20 protein-coding genes are annotated in these 20,524 nt (G+C 68.2%); 4 read left to right on the forward strand and 16 right to left on the reverse strand.

From position 1 onward, the window contains the following. Position 1: 1 nt before the first annotated feature. From paaD to AL072_RS24005, 5 genes are all read right to left on the reverse strand, one after another. A complete protein-coding gene (gene paaD, locus AL072_RS23985; protein WP_045583609.1) occupies positions 2 to 523 on the reverse strand; it encodes a 1,2-phenylacetyl-CoA epoxidase subunit PaaD in 522 nt (173 codons plus the stop codon). 7 nt (positions 524 to 530) lie between these two features. Next, complete coding sequence (gene paaC, locus AL072_RS23990) at positions 531 to 1,295, reverse strand: 1,2-phenylacetyl-CoA epoxidase subunit PaaC (protein WP_045583608.1); 765 nt, start codon at positions 1,293 to 1,295, stop codon at positions 531 to 533. Positions 1,296 to 1,310: 15 nt separating this feature from the next. Beyond that, positions 1,311 to 1,613, reverse strand: coding sequence for a 1,2-phenylacetyl-CoA epoxidase subunit PaaB (gene paaB / locus AL072_RS23995; RefSeq protein ID WP_045583607.1), 303 nt, complete (start codon positions 1,611 to 1,613; stop codon positions 1,311 to 1,313). 25 nt (positions 1,614 to 1,638) lie between these two features. Continuing rightward, entirely contained in the window at positions 1,639 to 2,652 is a 1,014-nt protein-coding gene (paaA, locus tag AL072_RS24000; RefSeq protein ID WP_045583606.1) for a 1,2-phenylacetyl-CoA epoxidase subunit PaaA, read from the reverse strand. A 645-nt stretch (positions 2,653 to 3,297) separates the two neighbouring features. Next, complete coding sequence (locus AL072_RS24005) at positions 3,298 to 4,119, reverse strand: Crp/Fnr family transcriptional regulator (protein ID WP_082109104.1); 822 nt, start codon at positions 4,117 to 4,119, stop codon at positions 3,298 to 3,300. A gap of 275 nt (positions 4,120 to 4,394) precedes the next feature. Between AL072_RS24005 and AL072_RS24010 the strand changes: the two genes are divergently transcribed. Continuing rightward, entirely contained in the window at positions 4,395 to 4,628 is a 234-nt protein-coding gene (locus tag AL072_RS24010) for a hypothetical protein (RefSeq protein ID WP_144428360.1), read from the forward strand. A 124-nt stretch (positions 4,629 to 4,752) separates the two neighbouring features. Here AL072_RS24010 and AL072_RS24015 read toward each other — a convergent pair whose 3' ends face one another. The 8 genes from AL072_RS24015 to rimO all read right to left on the reverse strand — a co-directional run bounded on the left by AL072_RS24015 (position 4,753) and on the right by rimO (position 12,341). Then, complete coding sequence (locus AL072_RS24015) at positions 4,753 to 7,134, reverse strand: ATP-binding protein (RefSeq protein WP_082109103.1); 2,382 nt, start codon at positions 7,132 to 7,134, stop codon at positions 4,753 to 4,755. An 8-nt stretch (positions 7,135 to 7,142) separates the two neighbouring features. Continuing rightward, positions 7,143 to 8,342: an ABC transporter substrate-binding protein gene (locus AL072_RS24020; RefSeq protein ID WP_063840368.1), complete on the reverse strand. Its 1,200-nt coding sequence runs from the start codon at positions 8,340 to 8,342 to the stop codon at positions 7,143 to 7,145. Between the two features lie 84 nt (positions 8,343 to 8,426). Next, positions 8,427 to 9,326: an alpha/beta fold hydrolase gene (locus tag AL072_RS24025; protein WP_063934293.1), complete on the reverse strand. Its 900-nt coding sequence runs from the start codon at positions 9,324 to 9,326 to the stop codon at positions 8,427 to 8,429. A gap of 120 nt (positions 9,327 to 9,446) precedes the next feature. Further along, positions 9,447 to 9,872, reverse strand: coding sequence for an OsmC family protein (locus tag AL072_RS24030; protein WP_045583603.1), 426 nt, complete (start codon positions 9,870 to 9,872; stop codon positions 9,447 to 9,449). Positions 9,873 to 10,012: 140 nt separating this feature from the next. After that, positions 10,013 to 10,264: a hypothetical protein gene (locus AL072_RS24035; protein WP_014189516.1), complete on the reverse strand. Its 252-nt coding sequence runs from the start codon at positions 10,262 to 10,264 to the stop codon at positions 10,013 to 10,015. A gap of 103 nt (positions 10,265 to 10,367) precedes the next feature. Then, positions 10,368 to 10,547, reverse strand: coding sequence for a hypothetical protein (locus tag AL072_RS24040; protein WP_045583602.1), 180 nt, complete (start codon positions 10,545 to 10,547; stop codon positions 10,368 to 10,370). A 113-nt stretch (positions 10,548 to 10,660) separates the two neighbouring features. Further along, entirely contained in the window at positions 10,661 to 10,996 is a 336-nt protein-coding gene (locus AL072_RS24045; RefSeq protein ID WP_045583601.1) for an HNH endonuclease, read from the reverse strand. A gap of 25 nt (positions 10,997 to 11,021) precedes the next feature. Beyond that, on the reverse strand, positions 11,022 to 12,341 hold the full coding sequence (gene rimO / locus AL072_RS24050; RefSeq protein ID WP_045583600.1) for a 30S ribosomal protein S12 methylthiotransferase RimO: 1,320 nt from the start codon (positions 12,339 to 12,341) through the stop codon (positions 11,022 to 11,024). A gap of 493 nt (positions 12,342 to 12,834) precedes the next feature. Here rimO and AL072_RS24060 point away from each other — a divergent pair, with 493 nt between their 5' ends. Beyond that, a complete protein-coding gene (locus tag AL072_RS24060; protein ID WP_245637000.1) occupies positions 12,835 to 13,302 on the forward strand; it encodes a MarR family winged helix-turn-helix transcriptional regulator in 468 nt (155 codons plus the stop codon). A 24-nt stretch (positions 13,303 to 13,326) separates the two neighbouring features. Here AL072_RS24060 and AL072_RS24065 read toward each other — a convergent pair whose 3' ends face one another. The 3 genes from AL072_RS24065 to dnaE are packed head-to-tail and all read right to left on the reverse strand — an operon-like array spanning position 13,327 to position 18,664. Next, positions 13,327 to 14,295 (reverse strand): acetyltransferase domain-containing protein, encoded by a 969-nt coding sequence (locus AL072_RS24065; RefSeq protein ID WP_063840366.1) that lies wholly within the window; start codon positions 14,293 to 14,295, stop codon positions 13,327 to 13,329. Next, entirely contained in the window at positions 14,292 to 15,176 is an 885-nt protein-coding gene (locus tag AL072_RS24070) for a hypothetical protein (protein ID WP_045583598.1), read from the reverse strand. The genes AL072_RS24065 and AL072_RS24070 overlap by 4 nt, the downstream gene beginning before the upstream one ends. Beyond that, positions 15,173 to 18,664 carry a DNA polymerase III subunit alpha gene (gene dnaE / locus AL072_RS24075; RefSeq protein WP_045583597.1) on the reverse strand — a complete coding sequence of 1,164 codons (3,492 nt, stop codon included), beginning with the start codon at positions 18,662 to 18,664 and terminating at the stop codon, positions 15,173 to 15,175. The genes AL072_RS24070 and dnaE overlap by 4 nt, the downstream gene beginning before the upstream one ends. Before the next feature lie 149 nt (positions 18,665 to 18,813). Between dnaE and AL072_RS24080 the strand changes: the two genes are divergently transcribed. After that, positions 18,814 to 19,455, forward strand: coding sequence for a hypothetical protein (locus AL072_RS24080; RefSeq protein WP_045583596.1), 642 nt, complete (start codon positions 18,814 to 18,816; stop codon positions 19,453 to 19,455). A 99-nt stretch (positions 19,456 to 19,554) separates the two neighbouring features. Next, positions 19,555 to 20,436: an EamA family transporter gene (locus AL072_RS24085; RefSeq protein WP_045583595.1), complete on the forward strand. Its 882-nt coding sequence runs from the start codon at positions 19,555 to 19,557 to the stop codon at positions 20,434 to 20,436. Positions 20,437 to 20,524: the final 88 nt, after the last annotated feature.

The following is a 20,524-nucleotide window of genomic DNA, read 5'->3' on the forward strand; positions in this document are numbered from 1 at the left end:
CTCAATGGCATTTGAACACGTCGAACGGTTCGAGGCAGGCGTTGCAGGCGTGCAGCGCCTTGCAGGCGGTGGAGCCGAAGCGGCTGATCTGGCGGGTGTCCTCCGACCCGCAGCGCGGGCAGGCGATCACCTCGTCCGGCGCGGTCAGGGCGCGCTTGCCGGAGTGCGGCGGCGGGACGATGCCGACCTCGGCCAGTTTTTCGCGCCCGGCGTCGCTGATCCAGTCGGTCGTCCAGGGCGGGGCGATCACCACCGAAACGGCCGCGTCCAGGCCGGCGCGGGCCAGCGCGGTCTCCGCCTCCAGCACGATCACGCCGGTCGCCGGGCAGCCTGAATATGTGGGCGTCAACGCCACCGACAGCGGACCGCCGCCCTCCCGCGACACCGCGCGGACGATGCCGAGATCGACGATGCTCAGCACCGGGATCTCCGGATCCATCACCCCGGCCAGGGCATCCCAAGCGGCCTTCACGCCCGCGTCGGCACCCGGTTCCGGTCCCCAGCAGCCTGCTGCATCCGGCATCTCGGCCTCACCACGTCGCGTCGGGATAGGAGCGCGGCAGGAACTGCATCTCGGCCAGCAGGAAGCCCAGATGCTCGCTGTGCTCGCCGCGCCGGCCGCCCTTCTGCATCCAGCCGTCGGCCGGGCGATCGAGGGTGGCGTCAATCAGCACCGCCTCGACGCGGGCGGTCCAGGCGGCCTTCAGCTCGGCCGGGTCGGGAAGGATGCCGGCGGCGACCAACGCCTGTTCGGCCTCGTCCCGCTCGAACATCTCGCCGGTGTAGGGCCACAGCCGGCCGAGCGCGTCGGCGACCTTGGCGTGGCTGACGTCGGTGCCGTCGCCCAGCCGCACCAGCCAGTCGCCGCTGTGGCGGACATGGTAGCGCACCTCCTTCACCGCCTTGGCGGCGATGCCGGCCAGCGTGGCGTCGGTCGAGGCGCAGAGCCGCTCGTACAACTCCACCGCCCAGGCATCGTGCAGGAACTGGCGGACGATGGTGTGGCCGAAGTCGCGGTTGGGCTGCTCGACCAGCAAATGGTTGCGGTAGTCGAAGACGTCGCGGCGGTAGGCGAGGCGATCCTCGTCGCGGCCCTTGCCCTCCAGCTCGCCAGCATGGGTCAGCAGCATCCGGGCATGGCCGACGAGGTCGAGCGCGACGTTGGTCAGCGCGATGTCCTCCTCCAGCTCCGGCGCGTGGCCGCACCATTCCGACAGCCGGTGCCCGAGCACCAGCGACGTGTCGCCGAGCCGCAGCGCGGTGCCGAACAGGGCCTGTTGCAGTTCCGTGCTCATCGGATGGTCTTCCGGCTAGATGTTTTTGACGTCGGCGGGGATGTCGTAGAAGGTCGGGTGGCGGTAGACCTTGTCGTCGGCCGGGTCGAACAGGCTGGCCTTCTCCGACGGGTCGGATGCCGCGATGGCCGCGGCCGGCACCGCCCAGATGCTGACGCCTTCACCGCGGCGGGTGTAGACGTCGCGGGCATTGTCCAGCGCCATACGGGCGTCGGCGGCGTGCAGGCTGCCGACATGCTTGTGCGACAACCCGTTCTTCGGCCGGATGAAGATCTCGAACAGCGGCCAGTCCTTGCGGTCGGTGGTGGGGCGATCCATCGTCTCTTCCCTCGGAATTCTTGGGTCAGCCGGCCTTCTTGAGGGCGCGCTGCTTGCGTTTGGCGGCGTGGGCGGTGGCGGCGTCCCGAACCCAGGCGCCGTCATCCCACGCCTTGCGGCGGGCCTCGAGGCGCTCGCGGTTGCAGGGACCGTTGCCCTTCAGGATCTCGTTGAACTCGGTCCAGTCGATGGCGCCGAACGCGTAATGGCCGGTTTCGGCATCGAAACGCAGCTCCGGGTCGGGGATCGTCAATCCCAGGAACTCGGCCTGCGGCACGGTGGCGTCGACGAAGCGCCGGCGCAGCTCGTCATTGGAGAAGCGCTTGATCTTCCATGCCATGTTCTGCGACGAGTGGGCCGACTGCTCGTCGGACGGCCCGAACATCATCAGCGCCGGCCACCACCAGCGGTTCAGCGCGTCCTGCGCCATCCGCTTCTGATCGGTCGTGCCCTGGGCCAGCGCCAGCATCAGCTCGTAGCCCTGGCGCTGGTGGAAGCTCTCCTCCCGGCAGATGCGGACCATGGCGCGGGCATAGGGGCCGTAGGAGCAGCGGCAGAGCGGCACCTGATTCATGATCGCCGCCCCGTCCACCAGCCAGCCGATGGCGCCGATGTCCGCCCAGCTCGGGGTCGGGTAGTTGAAGATGCTGGAATATTTTGCCTTGCCCGACAGCAGCTGGCCGACCAGCTCGTCGCGCGACACGCCCAGCGTCTCCGCCGCGCTGTAGAGGTAGAGGCCGTGCCCGCCCTCGTCCTGGACCTTGGCCAGCAGGGCCACCTTGCGGCGCAGCGTCGGCGCGCGGGTGATCCAGTTCCCTTCCGGCAGCATGCCGACGATTTCCGAATGGGCGTGCTGCGAGATCTGGCGGACCAGCGTACGGCGGTAGCCGTCGGGCATCCAGTCGCGCGGCTCGATCTTCTCTTCGGCGTCGACGCGGTCCTGGAAGCGGCCCAGGAGAGCGGAGTCCTCTTCCGTCACCAGCCGGGGAGACGGCTGAGCGCCCTGCTCGGTCTTGGTGTCCAAAGCTTGCGTGTACATCGGCATCCCCGAGATGGATTGCACGTCCAGCGAACAATGCGTCTTGGGAAAATATGATACAGATCAACGCCTGTAAAGCGTATTTGTGTGTCGCTTTTGAAGGGGGTGGGCTTCTCCAGAGTATATACAATAATATCAATATGTTAAATTGATTTTTCATCGTGGGTCCGGCGGCTTTTTATGGCAGGTATGCCTGGCATTAGCCCAATCGGCGATACAGGGAATGCATCTTTCCGACTGTCTTGTGCGGTGCGGAAAAGATGGGGCCAAGAGGGAAGGGCGGTGCAAGACGCTGCTGAGCGGATTGCTCGGCTTTTGCCGGCCCCCGGCAGCGATGCCGCCTTACGTTGCAGATGCACCGAACGGGAAGGGTGCCATCCGAACGCATCCATACGTATCAATTATCGATGGAATTCAAGAAGATCCGCCGGCATTGGCGGGATTGCCCGGAAGTCGTCGCAAGTCGATGCGGCGGCTCGTGAGCTGTCTGGCGGCACAACCATTTGTTTTGAATGGTCGAATCTATGACCGACCATCAGAGCGCCTTCCGGCGCCTCGTTTTCGTTTGGCGTTCTGTGATGAGGACCGCTGGTGGATGCCCCCTCCGCCATCGTTGACGGAGGAGGGAGGCACTCCAACCTTTGCTCATGCCTTGGACCGTTCAGCTCCATTGGCGTTGGCGTGACGGCGGCCGTCTTCGGAAAAGGCACGTTCCAGTCGACGCGGGGCGCGGATGAGGTGCAGGTACAGTTCGTCGAACTGGCCGACGGAAGCGAGCTGGCGCACGTCGTTCACGGTGATGCGCTGGCCGTTCAGTTCGATCAGCCCGCTGTCGCGCAACCGGCGCAGGGTGCGGTTGATGTGGACGATGCTGAGCCCCAGCGCGTCGGCCAGGATCTCCTGCGTCACCGGCAACACGAAATGTCCGTCGGCGGCCATGTTCACGATGCTGAGGCGGCGCAGCAACTCCACGATCAGATGTGCCGTACGCTCCAGCGCTGTGCGCCGGCCGAGGCTGAGCAGCCGTTCGGCGACGATGGCCTCTTCCCGCGCGCCGGACCAGGCGAGCGCCGCCGCGAGGCGGGGGAAGGAGCGGAACAGCTCGCCGATCCGCTCGGGCGGGAAGCTCGCCACCTCGACCGGGGTCAGGGTGGTCACGCTGTGGTCCGCGGATTCGAACAATGTGCAGTACATGCCGATGATGTCGCCGGGAAGAACGAAGTTCACGACCTGCCGCCGCCCGTCCGGCAATGCCTTGTGACGGATCGCCCACCCGTCCCGCATGATGCGGACGTCACGGTACCGTTCGCCCTGTTGTAGAAGATCGGTCCGGGGAGGATGCCTTGCGATTGTCCTTTCCAATTCGGAAAGATACATTTTTTCCTCATCCGACAGGACGAGGTAGCTGCTCAATTTGAGCCACAATGGAGTGGACTCTTGTACGCGGCTCGCCGGGGCGCGAGTCATGGTCGTCTCTTTGCCTTCTTTGTCCTAATATTGGCGCCTTAATGAACGGTTGCGCCGTTGAGCCGGTTCCGCGCGGTCTCGAACGATTAAGGCTTTCGACAAAGGCGGCCACAACATAGGTTAAAGGCGCTGAGATTTTTCTCGAACGTGGTGCGACGCCCCGCCGACCCGTTTGTTGTTCCTATGCCCTTAAGGCAGTCCAGGCGGTAGACCGCGACACTGGATCGAACGACAAGACGGGGGGCGTGATGATGGCGGAGGAGGAGGCGGCAGGCATGGCCGCGCTCTCGATTTGTGAATCGCTGGTGATCGCCATGGTCGAGAAAGGCTTCTTCACCGTGGAGGAGGTGCGGGGCCTTCTTGAAGATGCGGCAGCGCCGTATCTGCGCCAGGACCAGCAGCGCTCGGAAATGCAGGAGCCGCTGCTTCTGCATCATGACATGGCGGTGCGCCTCATCGAGCGGCTCGTCATTCAGGTGGATGCGGCCGGCCCGCTGCGACGCGGTTAGGGTGCGGCGAGTCTGTTTGGGAAACGCACGGGAGCGTCATGTCATCGTTTGACGGGCGGATCGCGTCGGATCGATGTCGATCCTGCGCGGTCCGCCCCGGCTCCGCCGTTGCTCAGCGGCGTCGTCAGTCTTGCGGCATGGCGGCGCCGAGATTGCGGCCGGCAGACCCTTGCGGCCTTGCGGACAAGCTCAGCAGCTGGGCCACGTCCTTTGCGGCGATCGGTTTGTGCAGGATGCGGTAGCCGCTGGCCTCGGCGTCGGCGATGCGCTGGGGGGCGGTATCGCCGGTCAGCACGACGCTGAGCGGCGAAGGGCGACCTTGCGCCTGAAGCGCGGTCTCCACCGCCCGGATGGCCTCCAGCCCGGTGGCGCCAGCCTCCAGCCGGTAATCGGCGATCACCAGATCGGGCGTCTTCGACCCCTCGCGCAGCAGGCGCAGTGCGTCCGCCGCGCTGTCGGCGGCAAGCACGCGCCAGCCGAAATCCTCGATCAGCAGGGTCAGCCCTTCGCGCACCAGCGGGTCGTCGTCGATCACCAGCGCCATGCCCCGGCCCGGTTCCGGCGGCCGCTCCGCCGTCTGCGCCGTTATCGCCGCGGCGGCGCGCAGGGCCGGGGTCGGTATGTCCAGGGTGAAGCAGGAGCCCTTGTCCGGGCGGGAGGCGACATGCACGCGGTATCCCAGCAGCCGCGCCAGCCGGTCGACGATGGCCAGCCCCAGCCCCAGCCCCTTGCCCCGGTTGCGGGTCGGATTTGAGACCTGATAGAACTCGTGGAAGATGCGCTCCAGATGTTCCGGCGAAATGCCGATTCCGGTGTCGTGGATCTGGATGCTCAGGCTGCCGCGCGTCCGGCGGCAGCCCAGCAGGATACGGCCATGGTCGGTGTAGCGCAGGGCGTTCTCCACCAGATTGCGGATGATCCGTTCCAGCAGTGCCGGGTCGGCGTTCAACGTCACGGTTGTGGGGACGCTGTGGAAGGCGACGCCCTTTTCCGCCGCGCGCAGCCGGTATTCGCCCTCCAGCCGCGCGAAGATGGCGCCCAGCGACACCGCCTGCACATTGGGCGACACGGTGCCGGCATCCAGCTTGGAGATGTCCAGGATGGCGTCGAGCAGGCGGCACAGCGCGTCCATCGACGCCTCGATGCTGCCGACCAGCGACGCGGCAGGGTGGTCGCCCAGCCGGATCCCCAGCGCCGAGGTCAACAGCACCAGCGACTGCACCGGCTGGCGCAGGTCGTGGCTGGCCGCCGCCAGGAAATGGGTCTTGGCGGCATTGGCCCGCTCCGCCACCATCAGGGCCATCACCGCCTCCTGGCGCGACCGCTCCGCCTCGTTGCGGGAGCCTTCGGCTTCGGCACGCGCCTGTTCCGCCCGCTCGGCCAGCGTCCGCTGGATGGTGATCTCCTCCGCCGCGCGCATCTCCCGCTCGCGCTGGATCGCCGCGATGTGGTCCAGCATGGCGTTGAAGCCCGTCGCCAGCGCCGACACCTCGTCGTTGCCGCGCACCGTCGCGCGCTGCCCGGTGAAGCCGTCGGTGGCGATGGCACCGGCCAGCCGCTCCAACTCGCGCAGGGAGCGGGTCAGATGGTTGCCGACGGCGCGGCTGCCGACATAGATCGCCAGCAGTGCGGCGGCCGCCGCCAGCCCGTAGGCCGGCAGCATCCAGGACAGGAAGGCGGCGGTCGGCACACCGGGAGCCTCCAGCCGCAGCCGCAGGTCCAGCCCGGCCAGCCTGTCGGGCACCTTCAGCGGGATCGTCACCGCCACCATGCCGTCCGGCACCGGCGGCGGCGTTTCATTGGCATGGAGAAGCATCGCTTCCGGATGCAGCACCATCGCATCGAGCGGCACCTTGTAGATCAGCGCACCTTCCGGCGAGGCGGTGCGGGAATAGATCAGCATTTCCGCAGCCAGGAGGAAGTGCGTTCCGTCCTGATGCACCACGGTGGCCGCGGGGCGTCCGGCGGCGATGGCCTTGCGCAGCCAGGCCATGTCGGCCGGGCTGACGGCCAGCGCGCCCGAATGGCGGCCGTTGTCGGCGATCGGCTCGCCTTCGAAATCGGTGAAGACCATCGCCACCGGCACGCTGGCGATGTGGTTGAAGCTGCGCAGGAAGGGGGCCAGGTAGGTTTCCTTGCCCGCGGAATCGACCAGCGCGGTAGCCAGCACGCTGTTGTCGGCCAACTCGCGCACCGTCGTCGCGATCGTGTTGACCACCCCTTCGGTCTGGCGCGCGGCGAGCGTGGCGTTCGCCTCCACATTGGCATGGTGCTGGCGCGCCAGATGGCGGCTCGACACGACATAGAGGCTGGCGCCGATCAGGACGGCGATCAGCACCCCCAGCATCAGCGACACCAGCGCGAAACGGCGGGCCAGCCGGCCGGACGTCGGCAACCGTCGGGGCGCGTTGGCGGAGGCGCCGGGAAAAGCGCCGCGGCGGCGATGGCCGGCGCTGCCCGGTTCCGGATCGGGCAAGGGGTCCGGGAGAGAGTCGGGGCCGGACATCCGCGCCGTCACTCCGCCGGGACCAGCACGCCATCGGCGCGGAAGCGGGCCATCAGCAGGTCGTCCGGGCCCAGTGCCTCGTGACGGCCGGGGGCGAAGGGGCGGTCGAAGTCGCGGATCACCCCGCGGTAGGGGCCGACCTGTTCCAGCGCGTCGCGAACGGCGGCGCGGTCGGTGGTGCCGGCGCGGTCGATCGCCAGCGCCACGATGCGGGTCAGGTCGTAGGCGTGCAGGAATCCCACCGGCGACACGATGTCCTCCGGCCGATGGATGCCGAACAGCCGCCCGGCGGTCTCCAGCACCGGAGCCAGCCGGTCGCGCGGGATGTTGAAAGGGCTGACCGTCTGGATCACGCTGAAATCCACCGACCTGAGCGCCGGCCCGGCCTGGCCGACGAAATCGCCGCCGGTCACCCCCCAATGGCTGAGGATCGGCAGCCGGCGTTCCGGTGGAAGGGCCGCCATCTCGCGCACCAGCACCGCGGCCTCGTCGTCGTTGGCGACCAGCACGATGGCCTGGGCGCCGGCGGCTGCCAGCGCCTCGTACTTGTCGATCAGCGAGCGGTCCCGCCAGTTGTACCAGGCGGTGCCGACCACATCCGGAACACGGTGGGCGACGAGATGGCGGTTGGCGGCCTCCAGGTTGGACCGGCCCCAGGCGGTGTTGGTCAGCAGCAGGCCGACGCGGGTCAGGCCGCGGTCGGCCGCGCGCGCCAGCAGGAAGGGCATCGCCAGACTGTCGCGCAGCGACAGGCGGAAGATGTAGTTGGGCCGCATCCCGTTGTCGACGATGGCGTCCGCCGACGACCAGGGCGCCAGGAACAGGGTGCGGGTCTGTTCCAGCACCGGCAGTTCCTCGATCACCACCGGGCTGAACCGGCCGCCGAACACCGCGACCAGATCGGGGATGGTGGCGAGTTCCCGGATGTTCTTGATGCCGCGGGCGGAGATCGACCGGTGTTCGCGCGTGACCAGGGCCAGCGGCCGGCCGCCCAGCACGCCGCCCTCGCGGTTGATCTCGTCGATGGCGGTCAGGATGCCGCGTTCGATGGCTTCGGCCGAGGTGCTGTTGGACAGCCCGAATTCCCCGTCCAGCGCCAGGATCACCGGCTCCCGGCCGTCAGGGGAGGTTGCGGTCGCCGGTGCCGCCCACGCGAGCGCAAGCAGGAGGAGGATCGGCGACAGAAGGCGGAAGGCTGCGGCAGTCATTGTCCGTCGTTCGATGAAGCGGCGGACGGAAGACGGGCTTCCGCGCGCGGAAGGCGGCACTATGGTAGGGTGGAAGCGGTGGGGTCAATCTGCCCTTTGGCCGAGCGGCAGGGCGGACGGCTTGTGCCGTTCCGGCGGGAGGGCCCGGCCCGCTGCCGCCGTCTCCGCTGCCGCCGCCTCCGCTGTCGTTATCGCCTCCGCCATCGCGGCGAGCACGCGGTCGGGCTGGTCGCGGTGGGGGGTGTGGCCGCAATCCTCCAGCACCAGCACGCTCACCGGCCCGCCGGCCTTCGCGGCGATGGCGTCGTACTGGGCCGCGGTGGCGTATTCGTCGTCCACGCCCTGGATGACCAGCAGCGGCTTGGCGATCGCCGGCAGCCGGTCCTCGACGTTCCAGGCGCGGAAGCGCGGCTCCAGCCAGGTCTCGCTCCAGCCGCGGAACGCGGCCTCGGTGTTGTCGCCATGCAGCCGCTCCAGCCCGCGGCGCAGGGCGCCGCTGCGCCAGGCGGTGCATGCGGTCTCGATGCCGGCGATGGTGACGTCCTCCACGAAGACGTGCGGCGCCTCGGCAATGGCAAGGAGGATGCGGGGGCCGAGCCGGCCCGCCGCCGCCAGCAGGGCGATGGTCGCGCCGTCGCTGTGCCCCACCGGCACGAGGTCGCCGGTCACGCCCAGCCGGTCGAGCAGCGCCGGCAGCACGCCGTCGGCCTCGTCGTCATGATAATGCAACGGCCGGGGCAGGCGGCAGGGGCTGGAGCCGCCATAGCCCTGGCGCGAATAGACGAGGGCGCCGCAGCCGGTCGCCGCCGCCAGCCGGTCGGGGAAATCCCGCCAGATGGCGACGCAGCCCAGCCCCTCATGCAGGAACACCAGGGTCGGCGCGCCGGGGCGGCTGGACGGGATGCGCCGGTATTCCAGCCGGGCGCCGTCCACATCCACGAAGCCGTCCAACGCCGGATGCTCCACCTTCCCGCTCAATCCCATCTTCGATACATCCGGCCCGTTTCATCCGGAGCGCGGTAGACGGGAAGCGCCGCCCGGTTCCGGACGGCGTATCCTATCATCGGTCGGACACAGGGAGAAAAGGGTTCGGAGCGTGTCCGTTCAGAGCAGCCGGGCGGTCAGGCTGATCTGGGTGCCGGTCAGCGCCTTCGACACCGGGCAGTTGGCCTTGGCGCCGGCCGCCTGTTCCTGGAAGGCGGCATCGTCGATGCCGGGAATCTCGGCCTCGCAGTCCAGTTCGATCCGGCTGATGGCGAAGCCGGCGCCGGCCTTCTCCAGATGCACCTTGGCGGTGGTATGGACGCGGGTCGGCGGATGGCCGGCCTGGCTCAGCGCGGCCGACAGCGCCATGGAGAAGCAGCCGGCATGCGCGGCGGCGATCAGCTCCTCCGGGTTGGTGCCCTGGCCATTCTCGAAGCGCGATGGAAAGGAATAGGCGCCTTCGAACGCGCCGCTGCCCAGCCGCATGGTGCCGCTGCCCGATTTCAGGTCGCCGCGCCATTCGGCATCCGATTGCCGCATCGTCATGTCAGGTGTCTCCCCTTCGGTTGGTTCGGGTCCGGCCGGCCGCGTCGCGCACACCGGTCAAGCCTGACCTAGGGCCGGAAAGCCCGGCCGCCAGCCGCATACCCCGTCTGCGGTAGGCCGCCTGCTTCTCCGGCCGGGGCTCAAGCCTCCTGCACGGTCTCGATTTCCGACAGGTCGGACAGGCGGCGGGCCAGCCGTTCGGTGCAGCGCACCTCCAGGATGCCGAAGCCGGCGTTGGGCGCGATGGCGTGCAGATCGCCTGCCATGCCGTTCTCGCTGGCAAGCCGCCGCACCCGCTCCACCATCGCGTCGCGCTCCGGCCGGCCCGGACGCAGGCCGGGCAGCGGGCGGGTGAAGTGCAGCTTGTAGCGTTTGAAGATCGAAGGTGCCATGCGGGAGACGTCCTTTGAATGCCGTCCCCCGGATCTGGCACAGGCGGCCGGGCGGATGCCAGCCTCCTGTCCATCATGTCCCCGGTCTTATTTGGCCGGGATCCTATTTCCCAGGCTCCACATTCTCCGCCCCGGCGCGGGTGCCGCCGAAACGGTCGGCGCCCTTGGCATCGGGGGCGTCCGGTTTCTTGTGGTTGCCGGTGTTCTGCTCGCCGCCGGTGTGGCGGACCGTCTCTTCGGTGTGGGGCTGCTTGTTCTGCCGCTCGGTCTCGGAACCGGTCATCGAAGGACTCTCCCCTATTATATGGATGTCCTCCTTCAACCGGATCGGGTCGCATTGGTTTCCAGCCGAAGGCGGTTTCCAGCCGCGGCCGGCCGCGAGACTTCGGTTGCAGCTCATTTTTCCTGCGAGATGGCGCGCGCCGCGGCGATCCATTCGTCGCCCTCTTCCGCGTCCCGCACTGTGCGCAACGGCCCCCAAACGCCGAGGCGGCTGGATCGGCGCAGCGCGAAGAAACGGTCGAGCTCGCCCCGGTCGGGCAGCCGGTCGCCCTTGCGCTGGTTGCAGCGGCGGTGCGCCAGCACGACGTTGGCCGGATCGTCGATCCCGCCATAGGCGCGGGGGATCAGATGGTCGAAGGTGGCTCCGGCCCCAATCGGCCCGTCGCAGTAGAAGCAGCGCCCGCCCTGCTGGACATCCATCAGTCTGGCATCGTCCGGCGTGACGGGCATGGGCGCGCTCCGATCGGGACTGCTGTTACAGGTCGCGTTCGACGCTGCCCCACAGGTCGTACTCGTCGGCATGCTCGATGGTGACGTCGACCATGTCGCCCGGCTTCAACCCGGTCTCGCCGTTCAAAAAGACGTTGCCGTCGATTTCCGGCGCGTCGGCGTAGGAGCGGCCGATCGCCCCATCCTCGTCGACCTCGTCGATCAGCACGCCCAGCGTCCAGCCGACCTTCTGCTGCAGCCGCTCGGCGCTGATCGCCTTCTGCGTCTCCATGAAGCGTTCCCAGCGCTCCTGCTTGACCTCTTCCGGCACGGCGCCGGGCAGGTCGTTGGCGGTGGCGCCCTCGACCGGCTCGTACTTGAAGCAGCCGACGCGGTCGAGCTGGGCTTCCTTCAGCCAGTCCAGCATGAACTGGAAGTCCTCCTCCGTCTCGCCGGGGAAGCCGGTGATGAAGGTGGAACGCAGGACCAGATGGGGGCAGTCCTGCCGCCATTTGCGGATGCGGTCCAGCTGCTTTTCCTGGGCGGCCGGGCGGCGCATCGCCTTCAGCACGGTGGGCGAGGCATGCTGGAACGGGATGTCGAGGTAGGGCAGGATCCTGCCCTCCGCCATCAGCGGGATGACCTCGTCGACATGCGGGTAGGGGTAGACGTAATGCAGGCGGACCCACAGGTCGAAGTTCGCCAGCTCGTTGCACAGGTCGAAGAAGCGGGTGCGGACCTCGCGGTCGTACCATTTCTCCGCCTTGTACTTCACGTCGACGCCGTAGGCGCTGGTGTCCTGCGAGATGACCAGCAGTTCCTTGACGCCGGCCACCGCCAGCTTTTCCGCCTCGCGCAGGACGGAATGGATCGGCCGGCTGACCAGATCGCCGCGCAGGGACGGGATGATGCAGAAGCTGCAGCGGTTGTTGCAGCCCTCCGAAATCTTCAGGTAGGCGTAATGGCGCGGGGTCAGCCGCAGCCCTTCCGGCGGCACCAGGTCGGTGAAGGGGTTGTGCGTCGGCGGCACGGCGTCGTGCACCGCGTTCACCACCTGCTCGTACTGGTGCGGCCCGGTGACTGCGAGGACGTCGGGGTGGATTTTCCGGATCATGTCCGATTCCACGCCCATGCAGCCGGTGACGATGACCCGTCCGTTCTCCTTGATCGCCTCGCCGATGGCGTCCAGCGATTCCTTCTTGGCGCTGTCGAGGAATCCGCAGGTGTTGACCAGCACGACGTCGGCGCCGTCGTAGCTGGGAGAGATCTCGTACCCTTCCGCGCGCAGGCGCGTCAGGATGCGCTCTGAATCGACGAGAGCCTTCGGGCAGCCGAGGCTGACGATGCCGACCTTCGGGGCGCCCATGCTCTGGACGGCGGCCGGCGATGCGGACTTCGGAACGGGGAATGTGGTCATCGCGCGCGTATACCTGCGAATCGCGGGTTACGCCAGTGAAACATGGATAAAGACCGAAATCGGCATGGCGGGCATGCTGATTTCGCTTATGCTTGGCGGGAGATCCCGGCGCGCCGGAGCCGATCGGGCCATGAAGGTGATGCGACAATTTGCAACAAAAGGATGAAGTGTTACCGGTTCCGTTTTCAGTTCGGTCGCGGTACAGTGTTCAATGCTCTTGTGAGCGATGTGGCTGCCGCCTTGCTAGCGATGGCCGCCAGCCTTTTTGTATGCCCATCGTATAGCCACTATACCTTATAGAGTGGAACAAATGGACTTCGCAAAATTGCGCGGCGCTGCTGCGGGCCGGGTTTTGGTGAGGAACAACAGCGTGTCGGATCGCCCCTCGATCGGATCGCCCATTGGAGTCGGGTCCATTGGAGCCGGTCCAATTGGAGCTGGAATGGACATCGTCGACTCCGAACATGTGGACAGCGACCATATGGGCGGCGCATCGCCGCAGGCCATTGCCGACGTGATGCTTCAGATCACCCACATCGCCGACAGCCTGGGCTACACCCACGGCCTGAAGCCGTCGCAATGGACGGCGCTCCGCTTCTTCGCAGGCGCCAACAACAGCCAGCGGACTGTCTCGGCCTTCGCCGACTTCCACGCCACCACCCGCGGAGCCGCCTCGCAGATGGTCGAGGTGCTGGTCGGCAAGGAGTTGCTTGTCCGCGTGCCGGTTCCGGAGGACCGCCGCGTCACCCAGCTTCACCCGACCCCGAAGGCGCTCGAACTGTTGCGCCACGATCCGCTGAACGATTTCGCCGGCGTCATCGCCGACCTGCCGGCCGACGACCAGTATCGTCTGGCCGAAACCCTGACCAGCCTGTTGCGCGGGCTGCTGGAGAAGCGGCAGTCGGTCTGAGGCCACCTGTTTTGACAAGGCCCGTCAGGGCTTGCGGCAGGCTGCCGCCGCGTCCTCAAGACCACGACGCTCGCGTTCGCTCAGCCGGTTGGCGACGAACCCCTCCCACAGCCCGTTTCGCGCCAGTTCGGACCGTACGCAGCGGCAGTTGGCCGCGCAGGGCGCCGACGCCACGCCTGCCCGTTCGCAACTCGCCACGCAGGCCGCCTGAAAATCGCGCACCGCCGGCAGTTCCACCGGGACGATCTGCGCGGCGGCCCAGGCCAGGCCGAACAGCAGCGGCTGGTGCAGCAGGTAGAAGGCCAGGCTGTGGCGGCCGCTCCAGGCCAGCGCCCGCCCGGCGCGGCCGGTCACTGTCATGCCGTCGCCCATCTCCGGCCACAGCCGGGCGAGTCCGATTCCAGCCAGCACGCCGCCGATCCAGGGCAGCAGCGGCACGAAATCATTGGAGTCCGGCGCGACCGTGGTCAGCCCGATCCAGCGCAGCCACGGGTCGTCGAACGGCGGGAAGGACAGCGTCGTTCCGGCCAGCACCGCCGCCGCCGCCGCCGTCAGCGTCAGCGCGGCCGGCAGGGGGATGAAGGCGAGGCCGATCACGCTCGCCACCGCGATGTGATGCAGCACGCCGAAGAAGATCGGGCTGTCGGGGAACAGGACATGGGACGCCGCCGAGACCGCCGCGGCTCCCGCCGCCACCCGGCCCAGCCGGCGCAGGAAGCGTCCGCGGTCGAGCCCGCCCCGTGTCGCCAGCACCAGCCCGATCCCGGCCAGCAGCAGAAAGCTCGACAGGATCGCCGTACGCGCGGCCAGCCACAGCGGGTCGCCCAGCAGGTCGAAGCCGGCCAGTCCGAAATAGGTGGCGTCCCAACTGGCGTGATAGGCGGCCATCGCGACCAGCGCCAGCCCGCGGGCGACGTCGATCGCCGGGCGGCGGTGCTTGCCCAGGGGGGAGCCCAGGGGGGAGCCCAGGGGGGCGGAACCGGTGTCGCTCATGATCCGCTCATTCCCACTCCGAAAATCCATCCTTCCCGACGCCGCGCCGTATCGTCCAGTCCCGGCGGCGCCCATGCCTGCGGCTTGGCGGCGAGCCAGCGCAGGCCGGCGGCCGACACCAACGCATCGCTGTCATGGTCGCTGACCGTGCCGGCCAATCCCAGCGGTTGCGATCCCAATCCGGCCAGCGCCACGTCCAGCTCTGTGCCATCCCGGATCTTGCGCTGCCCGAAACCGGTCTGCTTCAGGAACAGGCGGGGATAGATCTCCACCATCGCGCCGATGCCCGGCGCCGGCTGCTCGAAGGGCCAGACCGCAAGCCGTCCGGGCAGAGCCGCGCGCAGGGCGCGCAACACCCGCATTCCGGCGAGCGCGCCCTTGCCGACCTGTTTGGAGCCGATCAGCTTGTAGGGGCTTTGCGGGTGGCCCAACCCGTCGGCACGGCAGGCCCATTCGGTTGCCCGGTGCGGGTCGTCGTACCAATCCGGCTGCGGTCCGCGATGCCAGAACCCGGCTCCGTGCAGGGCGTGGACGGCGAAGGGGCCGCCGCCGAAATCCGGTTCGTCGGCGCAGACCTCCTCCACCGCGTCCCACAGGTCGAAGACGGTCGCCGCGGAGCCGGGCAAGCCGTGCGCCGCCACGGCGAAGGGCAGCGAGAAGGCGCAGTCGATGCCGACCAGCGCCGGCTCCCGCGCCAGTTCCGTCCGCAGCCAGTCGTACACTGCCGTCCGCGACCACCAGCCGTCCGGCCCGGCGATCGGCTGCGGTGCCCCATCGCCCGCCGCACACTCCGCCACCGCGATGCCGGTGTAACGTCTGCCACGGGCACCCGACCAGTCGATGGCAATGAAGCGGCCGAAGGCGGGCGCCGCCCCGTTCACAGCTCCGCCACCTCGATCACGCCGGGGACAGCCTTCAGGGCGGAGCGGCTCTGCGCGGTGATGGTGTAGCTGCCGGGCAGCTCGATCTCGACCTCCTTCAGCGGGTCGATCTCGACCAGGACGTTGATGCGGCTCCGGCCGCGCGACAGCCGCTCCAGGGTGGCGCGCAGCGTGTCGATGGGAGAGGGGTCGCGCAGCACCACGCGCAGACCGGCGCTGACCGAGGCGACGGCTTCCTCCAGCGGCTTGATCTCCTGGCAGGTCAGGCGGACCTCCTCGCCGTTCAGCTGGGCGTCGACCGTCATCAGCACCGGCCGGCCGGGCTCCAGCAGGTCGCGGTTGACGGCCAGCACCTCCGAGAACAGCGTCACCTCGTAGCCGCCGGTGGCGTCCGACAGCTCGACGAAGGCGAAGCGGTTGCCGGACTTGGCGGTCTTCTCCTTCTTCGACACGATGATGCCCGCCATCTTGTAGCGGGTGGAACCGCCCTTCGCGATGGCGGTCTGCAATTCGGCGGAGCGCACCACCTTCATGCGGCCGAGCGGGCCGGAATAGGCGTCCAGCGGGTGGGCCGACAGGTAGAAGCCGATGGCGGAGAACTCGTGCTTCAGCTTCTCCAGCGGCTCCCAATCCTTCACCTTGGGCAGGTCGGGTTCCGGCAGGCCGCCGCCTCCCCCCCCGAAGAGATTGCCGATGCCGCTGTCGCGCTCCGCCGCCTCGGCCTGGGCGTAGCGGATGATGGTCTCCAGCGCGGCATGGACCTGGGCACGGTTGGGGTTCAGCCCGTCGAAGGCGCCGGCACAGGCGAGATTCTCGAGCTGGCGCTTGTTGATGGTCTTCAGGTCCAGCCGGCGGGCGAAGTCGAACAGGCTCTTGAACGGGCCGTTCTTCCGCCGCTCCTCCACCACCGCCTTCATGGCGGGCAGGCCGACGCCCTTGACCGCGGCCAGCGCGTAGCGCACCGCCTTGGTCCCGTCGGCCAGCTGCTCCACCCCGAAGATGGAGTCGGACCTGTTGATGTCCGGCGTCAGCAGCCGCACGCGCAGCCGCGCCAGCTCCTGCCGGAAGACGTTCAGCTTGTCGGTGTTGCCGAGGTCGAGCGTCATCGACGCCGCCATGAACTCCACCGGATGGTTCGCCTTGAGGTACGCGGTGTGGTAGGCGACCAGCGCATAGGCGGCGGCGTGGGACTTGTTGAAGCCGTAGCCGGCGAACTTCATCACCTGGTCGAAGATCAGGCTGGCCAGCTCCGCCTTGACGCCGCGCTCCTCGGCGCCATCGCAGAAGATCTTGCGCTGGTTGTCCATCTCCTCCTTGATCTTCTTGCCCATGGCGCGGCGCAGAAGATCGGCGCCGCCCAGCGAATAGCCGGACAGCACCTGGGCGATCTGCATGACCTGTTCCTGGTAGATCATGATCCCGAAGGTCTCCTTCAGGATGCCTTCCAGGCTGTCATGCATGTAGTCGGGCTTTTCGTCCCCGTTCTTGACCCGGATGTATTTCGGGATGTTGTCCATCGGGCCGGGGCGGTAGAGCGACACCAGCGCGATGATGTCCTCCAGCCGGTTCGGCTTCAGCCGGCGCAGCACGTCGCGCATGCCGGAGCTTTCCAGCTGGAACACGCCGGTCGCCTCCGCCCGGCTGAGCAGCTGGTAGCTCTTCTCGTCGTCGAGCGGGACGGTGGTCAGGTCGGGCTTCCCGTCGATCATGTCGACCGCCGTCTTCAGCACGGTCAGCGTCTTCAATCCCAGGAAGTCGAACTTCACCAGGCCGGCCTGTTCGACATATTTCATGTTGAACTGGGTGACCGGCATGTCGGAGCGCGGGTCTCGGTAGAGCGGCACCAGATCGTGCAGCGGCCGGTCGGAGATCACCACGCCCGCCGCGTGGGTCGACGCGTGGCGGTAGAGACCCTCCAGCTTCAGCGCGATGTCGATCAGGTGGCGCACGGTGTCGTCGCCGTCGCGGGCCTGGCGCAGCATCTCCTCGCTGTCCAGCGCCTGTTGCAGCGTCACCGGGTTGGCCGGGTTGTTCGGCACCATCTTGCAGATCTTGTCGACCTGCCCGTAGGGCATCTGCAGCACGCGGCCGACGTCGCGCAGCACGGCGCGCGCCTGGAGCTTACCGAATGTGATGATCTGGGCGACGCGGTCGTAGCCGTACTTGTTCTGGACGTAACGGATGACCTCTTCGCGGCGGTCCTGGCAGAAATCGATGTCGAAGTCGGGCATCGACACGCGTTCGGGATTCAGGAAGCGCTCGAACAGCAGGCCGAAGCGCAGCGGGTCGAGGTCGGTGATGGTCAGCGCCCAGGCGACGACGGAGCCGGCACCCGACCCGCGGCCAGGGCCGACGGGGATGTCGTTGTTCTTCGCCCATTTGATGAAGTCCGACACGATCAGGAAATAGCCGGGGAACTTCATCGAGACGATGACGTCCAGCTCGAACTCGAGCCGCTCGAAATAGGTCTTGCGCGTCGCCTCGCGCTGCTCCGGCGTCATGTCGGGCGTATAGACGACCTTCTCCAGCCGCGTCTCCAGGCCGGCGCGCGACTGGGCGCGCAGCTCGTCGTCCTCGGTCCGGCCGCCTTCGCAGGCAAACGGCGGCAGGATCGGCTTGATCGGCTTCAGCAGGAAGGAGCAGCGGCGGGCGATCGCCACCGTGTTGTCCACCGCCTCCGGCAGGTCGGCGAACAGCGCCCGCATCTCCTCGGCCGACTTGAAACGGTGGTCGGGGGTCAGGCGGCGGCGCTCCTCCTGGCTCAGATAGGCGCCCTCGGCGATGCAGAGCAGCGCGTCGTGCGCCTCGTACATGTCGGCGGTGGCGAAATGGCAGTCGTTGGTGGCGACCAGCGGCAGGCCGTGGGCATAGGCGAGGTCGATCAGCGCCGGCTCGATGGCGTTCTCGACGGCGGCGAAATGGCCGCGCCCTCCCTCGTGCCGCTGCAGCTCGACATAGAGGCGGCCGGGGAACAGCCGTTTCAGCCGCTCCAGCACCTCCAGCGCCAAATCCTTCTGGCCCTCGTGCAGCAACCGGCCGACCGAGCCGCCGGGGCCGCCGGTCAGCGCGATCAGCCCGCCGGAGCGCCCCTCCAGCGCATCCAGCGCCACCTGCGGGCCGGCCAGCGGATCGGACTCCAGGAAGGCCTTGGACACCAGGGCCATCAGGTTGCGGTAGCCCTCCTCGTTCTGGCAGAGCAGGACGAGCTGGTCGGGGGTGGCCGCCGCCTTGCCGGGCAGGCCGGGCTTCGTCTGGGCCGGACCGGCACGGGTGATGCCGAGCACGGTGCCGACGATCGGCTGCACGCCGGCATCCGACGCCGCCAGCGCGAATTCCAGCGCGCCGAACAGGTTGCCGGTGTCGGTGACGGCGACGGCCGGCATCTGCTGCTTGAGGCAGAGCTTGACCAGCTCCTTCACCTTGATCGCACCTTCCGACAGCGAATAGGCGGAATGGACGCGCAGGTGGATGAAGTCGGCGTGGGGCATGGCGACCGGCGGCTTGCTGAGACGAGGGCCCCCGGTTCTAGCACAGCCGGTGCTGCTGCCGCGACCGTCGCGCGGATGCATGCGAACGTGGTATGCAGGTCGCCGCAACAAGACCCCGTAACGGAACTTGGGATGGGGAGGACGCCGCGATGGATCGGCTGCACCTTGCACCCGTCGCCCGACCGCTGCCGGTCCTTCGGGACCGCCGCGCCGTCCGGGCGGCGACGCCTTTGGCCCTGCTTGCCGGCCTCGCGCTGGCGCTTTCCGCCTGCGAAACCGTGCCGCCGCCGCCGGTGAAGCCGCCTTCCGCCGCCGGGCTGGAGGACGGGCCGGCCAAGCCCTTCAGTGCCGGCAAGGGCTGGACCGTCACCATCCACACCCCACCCGGCGGCAAGGCCTTCTGCGTCGCCGAACGCGGCATTCCGGTCGGACAGAATGCGGCGCCGCGCCTGACCTTCCGCACCGCGTCTGTCGAATCGGGCTTCATCCTGTCCGGCTTCACCCCGTCGGACAGCGGGGCGACGGTGAAGCCCGGCGAGCGCTACGACCTGACGGCCAGCCTCGACCAGGGCTCGCGCCTGACCTTGGGCGCCCGGGGCCTGCCGGACGGCAGCCTCTATGTCGCCTTGCCGACCAAGAGCTATCTGGATGAGCTCGAACCGCTCGCCCGCGGCCGCCGCGTCAGCTTCCGCAGCAGCGGCCTGGGGGACATCGGCACGATGCTGCTGGCGGGATCCTCCTGGGCGATCAACGCGTCGGACGAATGCCGCATCCTGCACGCCGACCCGTGACCGCAACCCCGGCGCGCAGGCCAGCCCTGCGACTGCCGCGGGGACCGGGTGGCCGGGGCGGATTGACCGGTCCGGCGATGGCCGTTTAGCCTCCCCACCATGCGCGCTTCCCACATCCTGCTCGCCGTGGCGGTCGCTGCCGTCTGGGGATTGAACTTTGTCGCGATCAAGGTCGGATTGCGCGATTTTCCGCCCCTGCTGTTCTCCTGCCTGCGTTTCGCGCTGGCGGCGCTGCCGGTGCTGGTGCTGGGCTGGTGCAAGGGACCGCCGGTCCCCTGGCGCTTCGTGATCGGCATCGGGGTGATGCTCGGGGTGGTGAAGTTCCCGCTGCTCTATTTCGGCATCGAGGCCGGCATGCCGGCCGGGCTGGCCTCGCTGGTTCTGCAGTCCCAAGCCTTCTTCACCGCAATCTTCGCCGCCTTCATGCTGGGCGACCGGCCGGGGCCGCGGCAGATCGGCGGCATGATCGTCGCCTTCGCCGGCGTCGGGCTGATCGCGATGGAGATGCCGGCGGGCGACTCGCTGCTCGGCCTCGGCCTCACCCTGGCGGCGGCGGCGGCCTGGGGCGTGTCGAACATCGTGATGAAGCGGGCCAAGGCTCCCGACCTGTTCAGCCTGATGGTCTGGGTCAGCCTGGTCCCGCCGCTGCCGGTGCTGGCGATGTCGCTTGCCCTGGAGGGACCGGACCGCATCCTCCATGCCTTCACCACGCTGACGGTCGTCGGGGTGGCCTCGCTGGTCTATATCGCGGTGGCGGCAACCTTGTTCGGTTTCGGTGCCTGGGGCTTCCTGATGCGGCATTACCCGGCCAGCCTGGTCGCCCCCTTCTCGCTGCTGGTTCCGATCTTCGGCATGAGCTCCAGCGCGCTGCTGCTGGGGGAGACCTTCACCACGGCCAAGCTGGCCGGCGGGCTGCTGGTCTTCGCCGGTCTGGCCCTGTCGGTGCTGAAGCTGCCGGCCGCGGCACGGGCGCGGGCCTGAGCGGCGCCGATGGAACGGTTCCCGGCGTCAAAGGCCTATTGACCTTGGCCGTCTTGACGCAGCGTCATGGCCTTCGGATCATCCCGAC

It is taken from the genome of Azospirillum thiophilum (assembly GCF_001305595.1).
Taxonomy (GTDB): domain Bacteria; phylum Pseudomonadota; class Alphaproteobacteria; order Azospirillales; family Azospirillaceae; genus Azospirillum; species Azospirillum thiophilum.

Coding starts and splice junctions, on each gene's coding strand:
- paaD (WP_045583609.1), bottom strand. CDS start 523: ATGCCGGATGCAGCAGGCTGCTGGGGACCGGAACCGGGTGCCGACGCG.
- paaC (WP_045583608.1), bottom strand. CDS start 1,295: ATGAGCACGGAACTGCAACAGGCCCTGTTCGGCACCGCGCTGCGGCTC.
- paaB (WP_045583607.1), bottom strand. CDS start 1,613: ATGGATCGCCCCACCACCGACCGCAAGGACTGGCCGCTGTTCGAGATC.
- paaA (WP_045583606.1), bottom strand. CDS start 2,652: ATGTACACGCAAGCTTTGGACACCAAGACCGAGCAGGGCGCTCAGCCG.
- AL072_RS24005 (WP_082109104.1), bottom strand. CDS start 4,119: ATGACTCGCGCCCCGGCGAGCCGCGTACAAGAGTCCACTCCATTGTGG.
- AL072_RS24010 (WP_144428360.1), top strand. CDS start 4,395: ATGGCCGCGCTCTCGATTTGTGAATCGCTGGTGATCGCCATGGTCGAG.
- AL072_RS24015 (WP_082109103.1), bottom strand. CDS start 7,134: ATGTCCGGCCCCGACTCTCTCCCGGACCCCTTGCCCGATCCGGAACCG.
- AL072_RS24020 (WP_063840368.1), bottom strand. CDS start 8,342: ATGACTGCCGCAGCCTTCCGCCTTCTGTCGCCGATCCTCCTCCTGCTT.
- AL072_RS24025 (WP_063934293.1), bottom strand. CDS start 9,326: ATGGGATTGAGCGGGAAGGTGGAGCATCCGGCGTTGGACGGCTTCGTG.
- AL072_RS24030 (WP_045583603.1), bottom strand. CDS start 9,872: ATGACGATGCGGCAATCGGATGCCGAATGGCGCGGCGACCTGAAATCG.
- AL072_RS24035 (WP_014189516.1), bottom strand. CDS start 10,264: ATGGCACCTTCGATCTTCAAACGCTACAAGCTGCACTTCACCCGCCCG.
- AL072_RS24040 (WP_045583602.1), bottom strand. CDS start 10,547: ATGACCGGTTCCGAGACCGAGCGGCAGAACAAGCAGCCCCACACCGAA.
- AL072_RS24045 (WP_045583601.1), bottom strand. CDS start 10,996: ATGCCCGTCACGCCGGACGATGCCAGACTGATGGATGTCCAGCAGGGC.
- rimO (WP_045583600.1), bottom strand. CDS start 12,341: ATGGGCGCCCCGAAGGTCGGCATCGTCAGCCTCGGCTGCCCGAAGGCT.
- AL072_RS24060 (WP_245637000.1), top strand. CDS start 12,835: ATGGACATCGTCGACTCCGAACATGTGGACAGCGACCATATGGGCGGC.
- AL072_RS24065 (WP_063840366.1), bottom strand. CDS start 14,295: ATGAGCGACACCGGTTCCGCCCCCCTGGGCTCCCCCCTGGGCTCCCCC.
- dnaE (WP_045583597.1), bottom strand. CDS start 18,664: ATGCCCCACGCCGACTTCATCCACCTGCGCGTCCATTCCGCCTATTCG.
- AL072_RS24080 (WP_045583596.1), top strand. CDS start 18,814: ATGGATCGGCTGCACCTTGCACCCGTCGCCCGACCGCTGCCGGTCCTT.
- AL072_RS24085 (WP_045583595.1), top strand. CDS start 19,555: ATGCGCGCTTCCCACATCCTGCTCGCCGTGGCGGTCGCTGCCGTCTGG.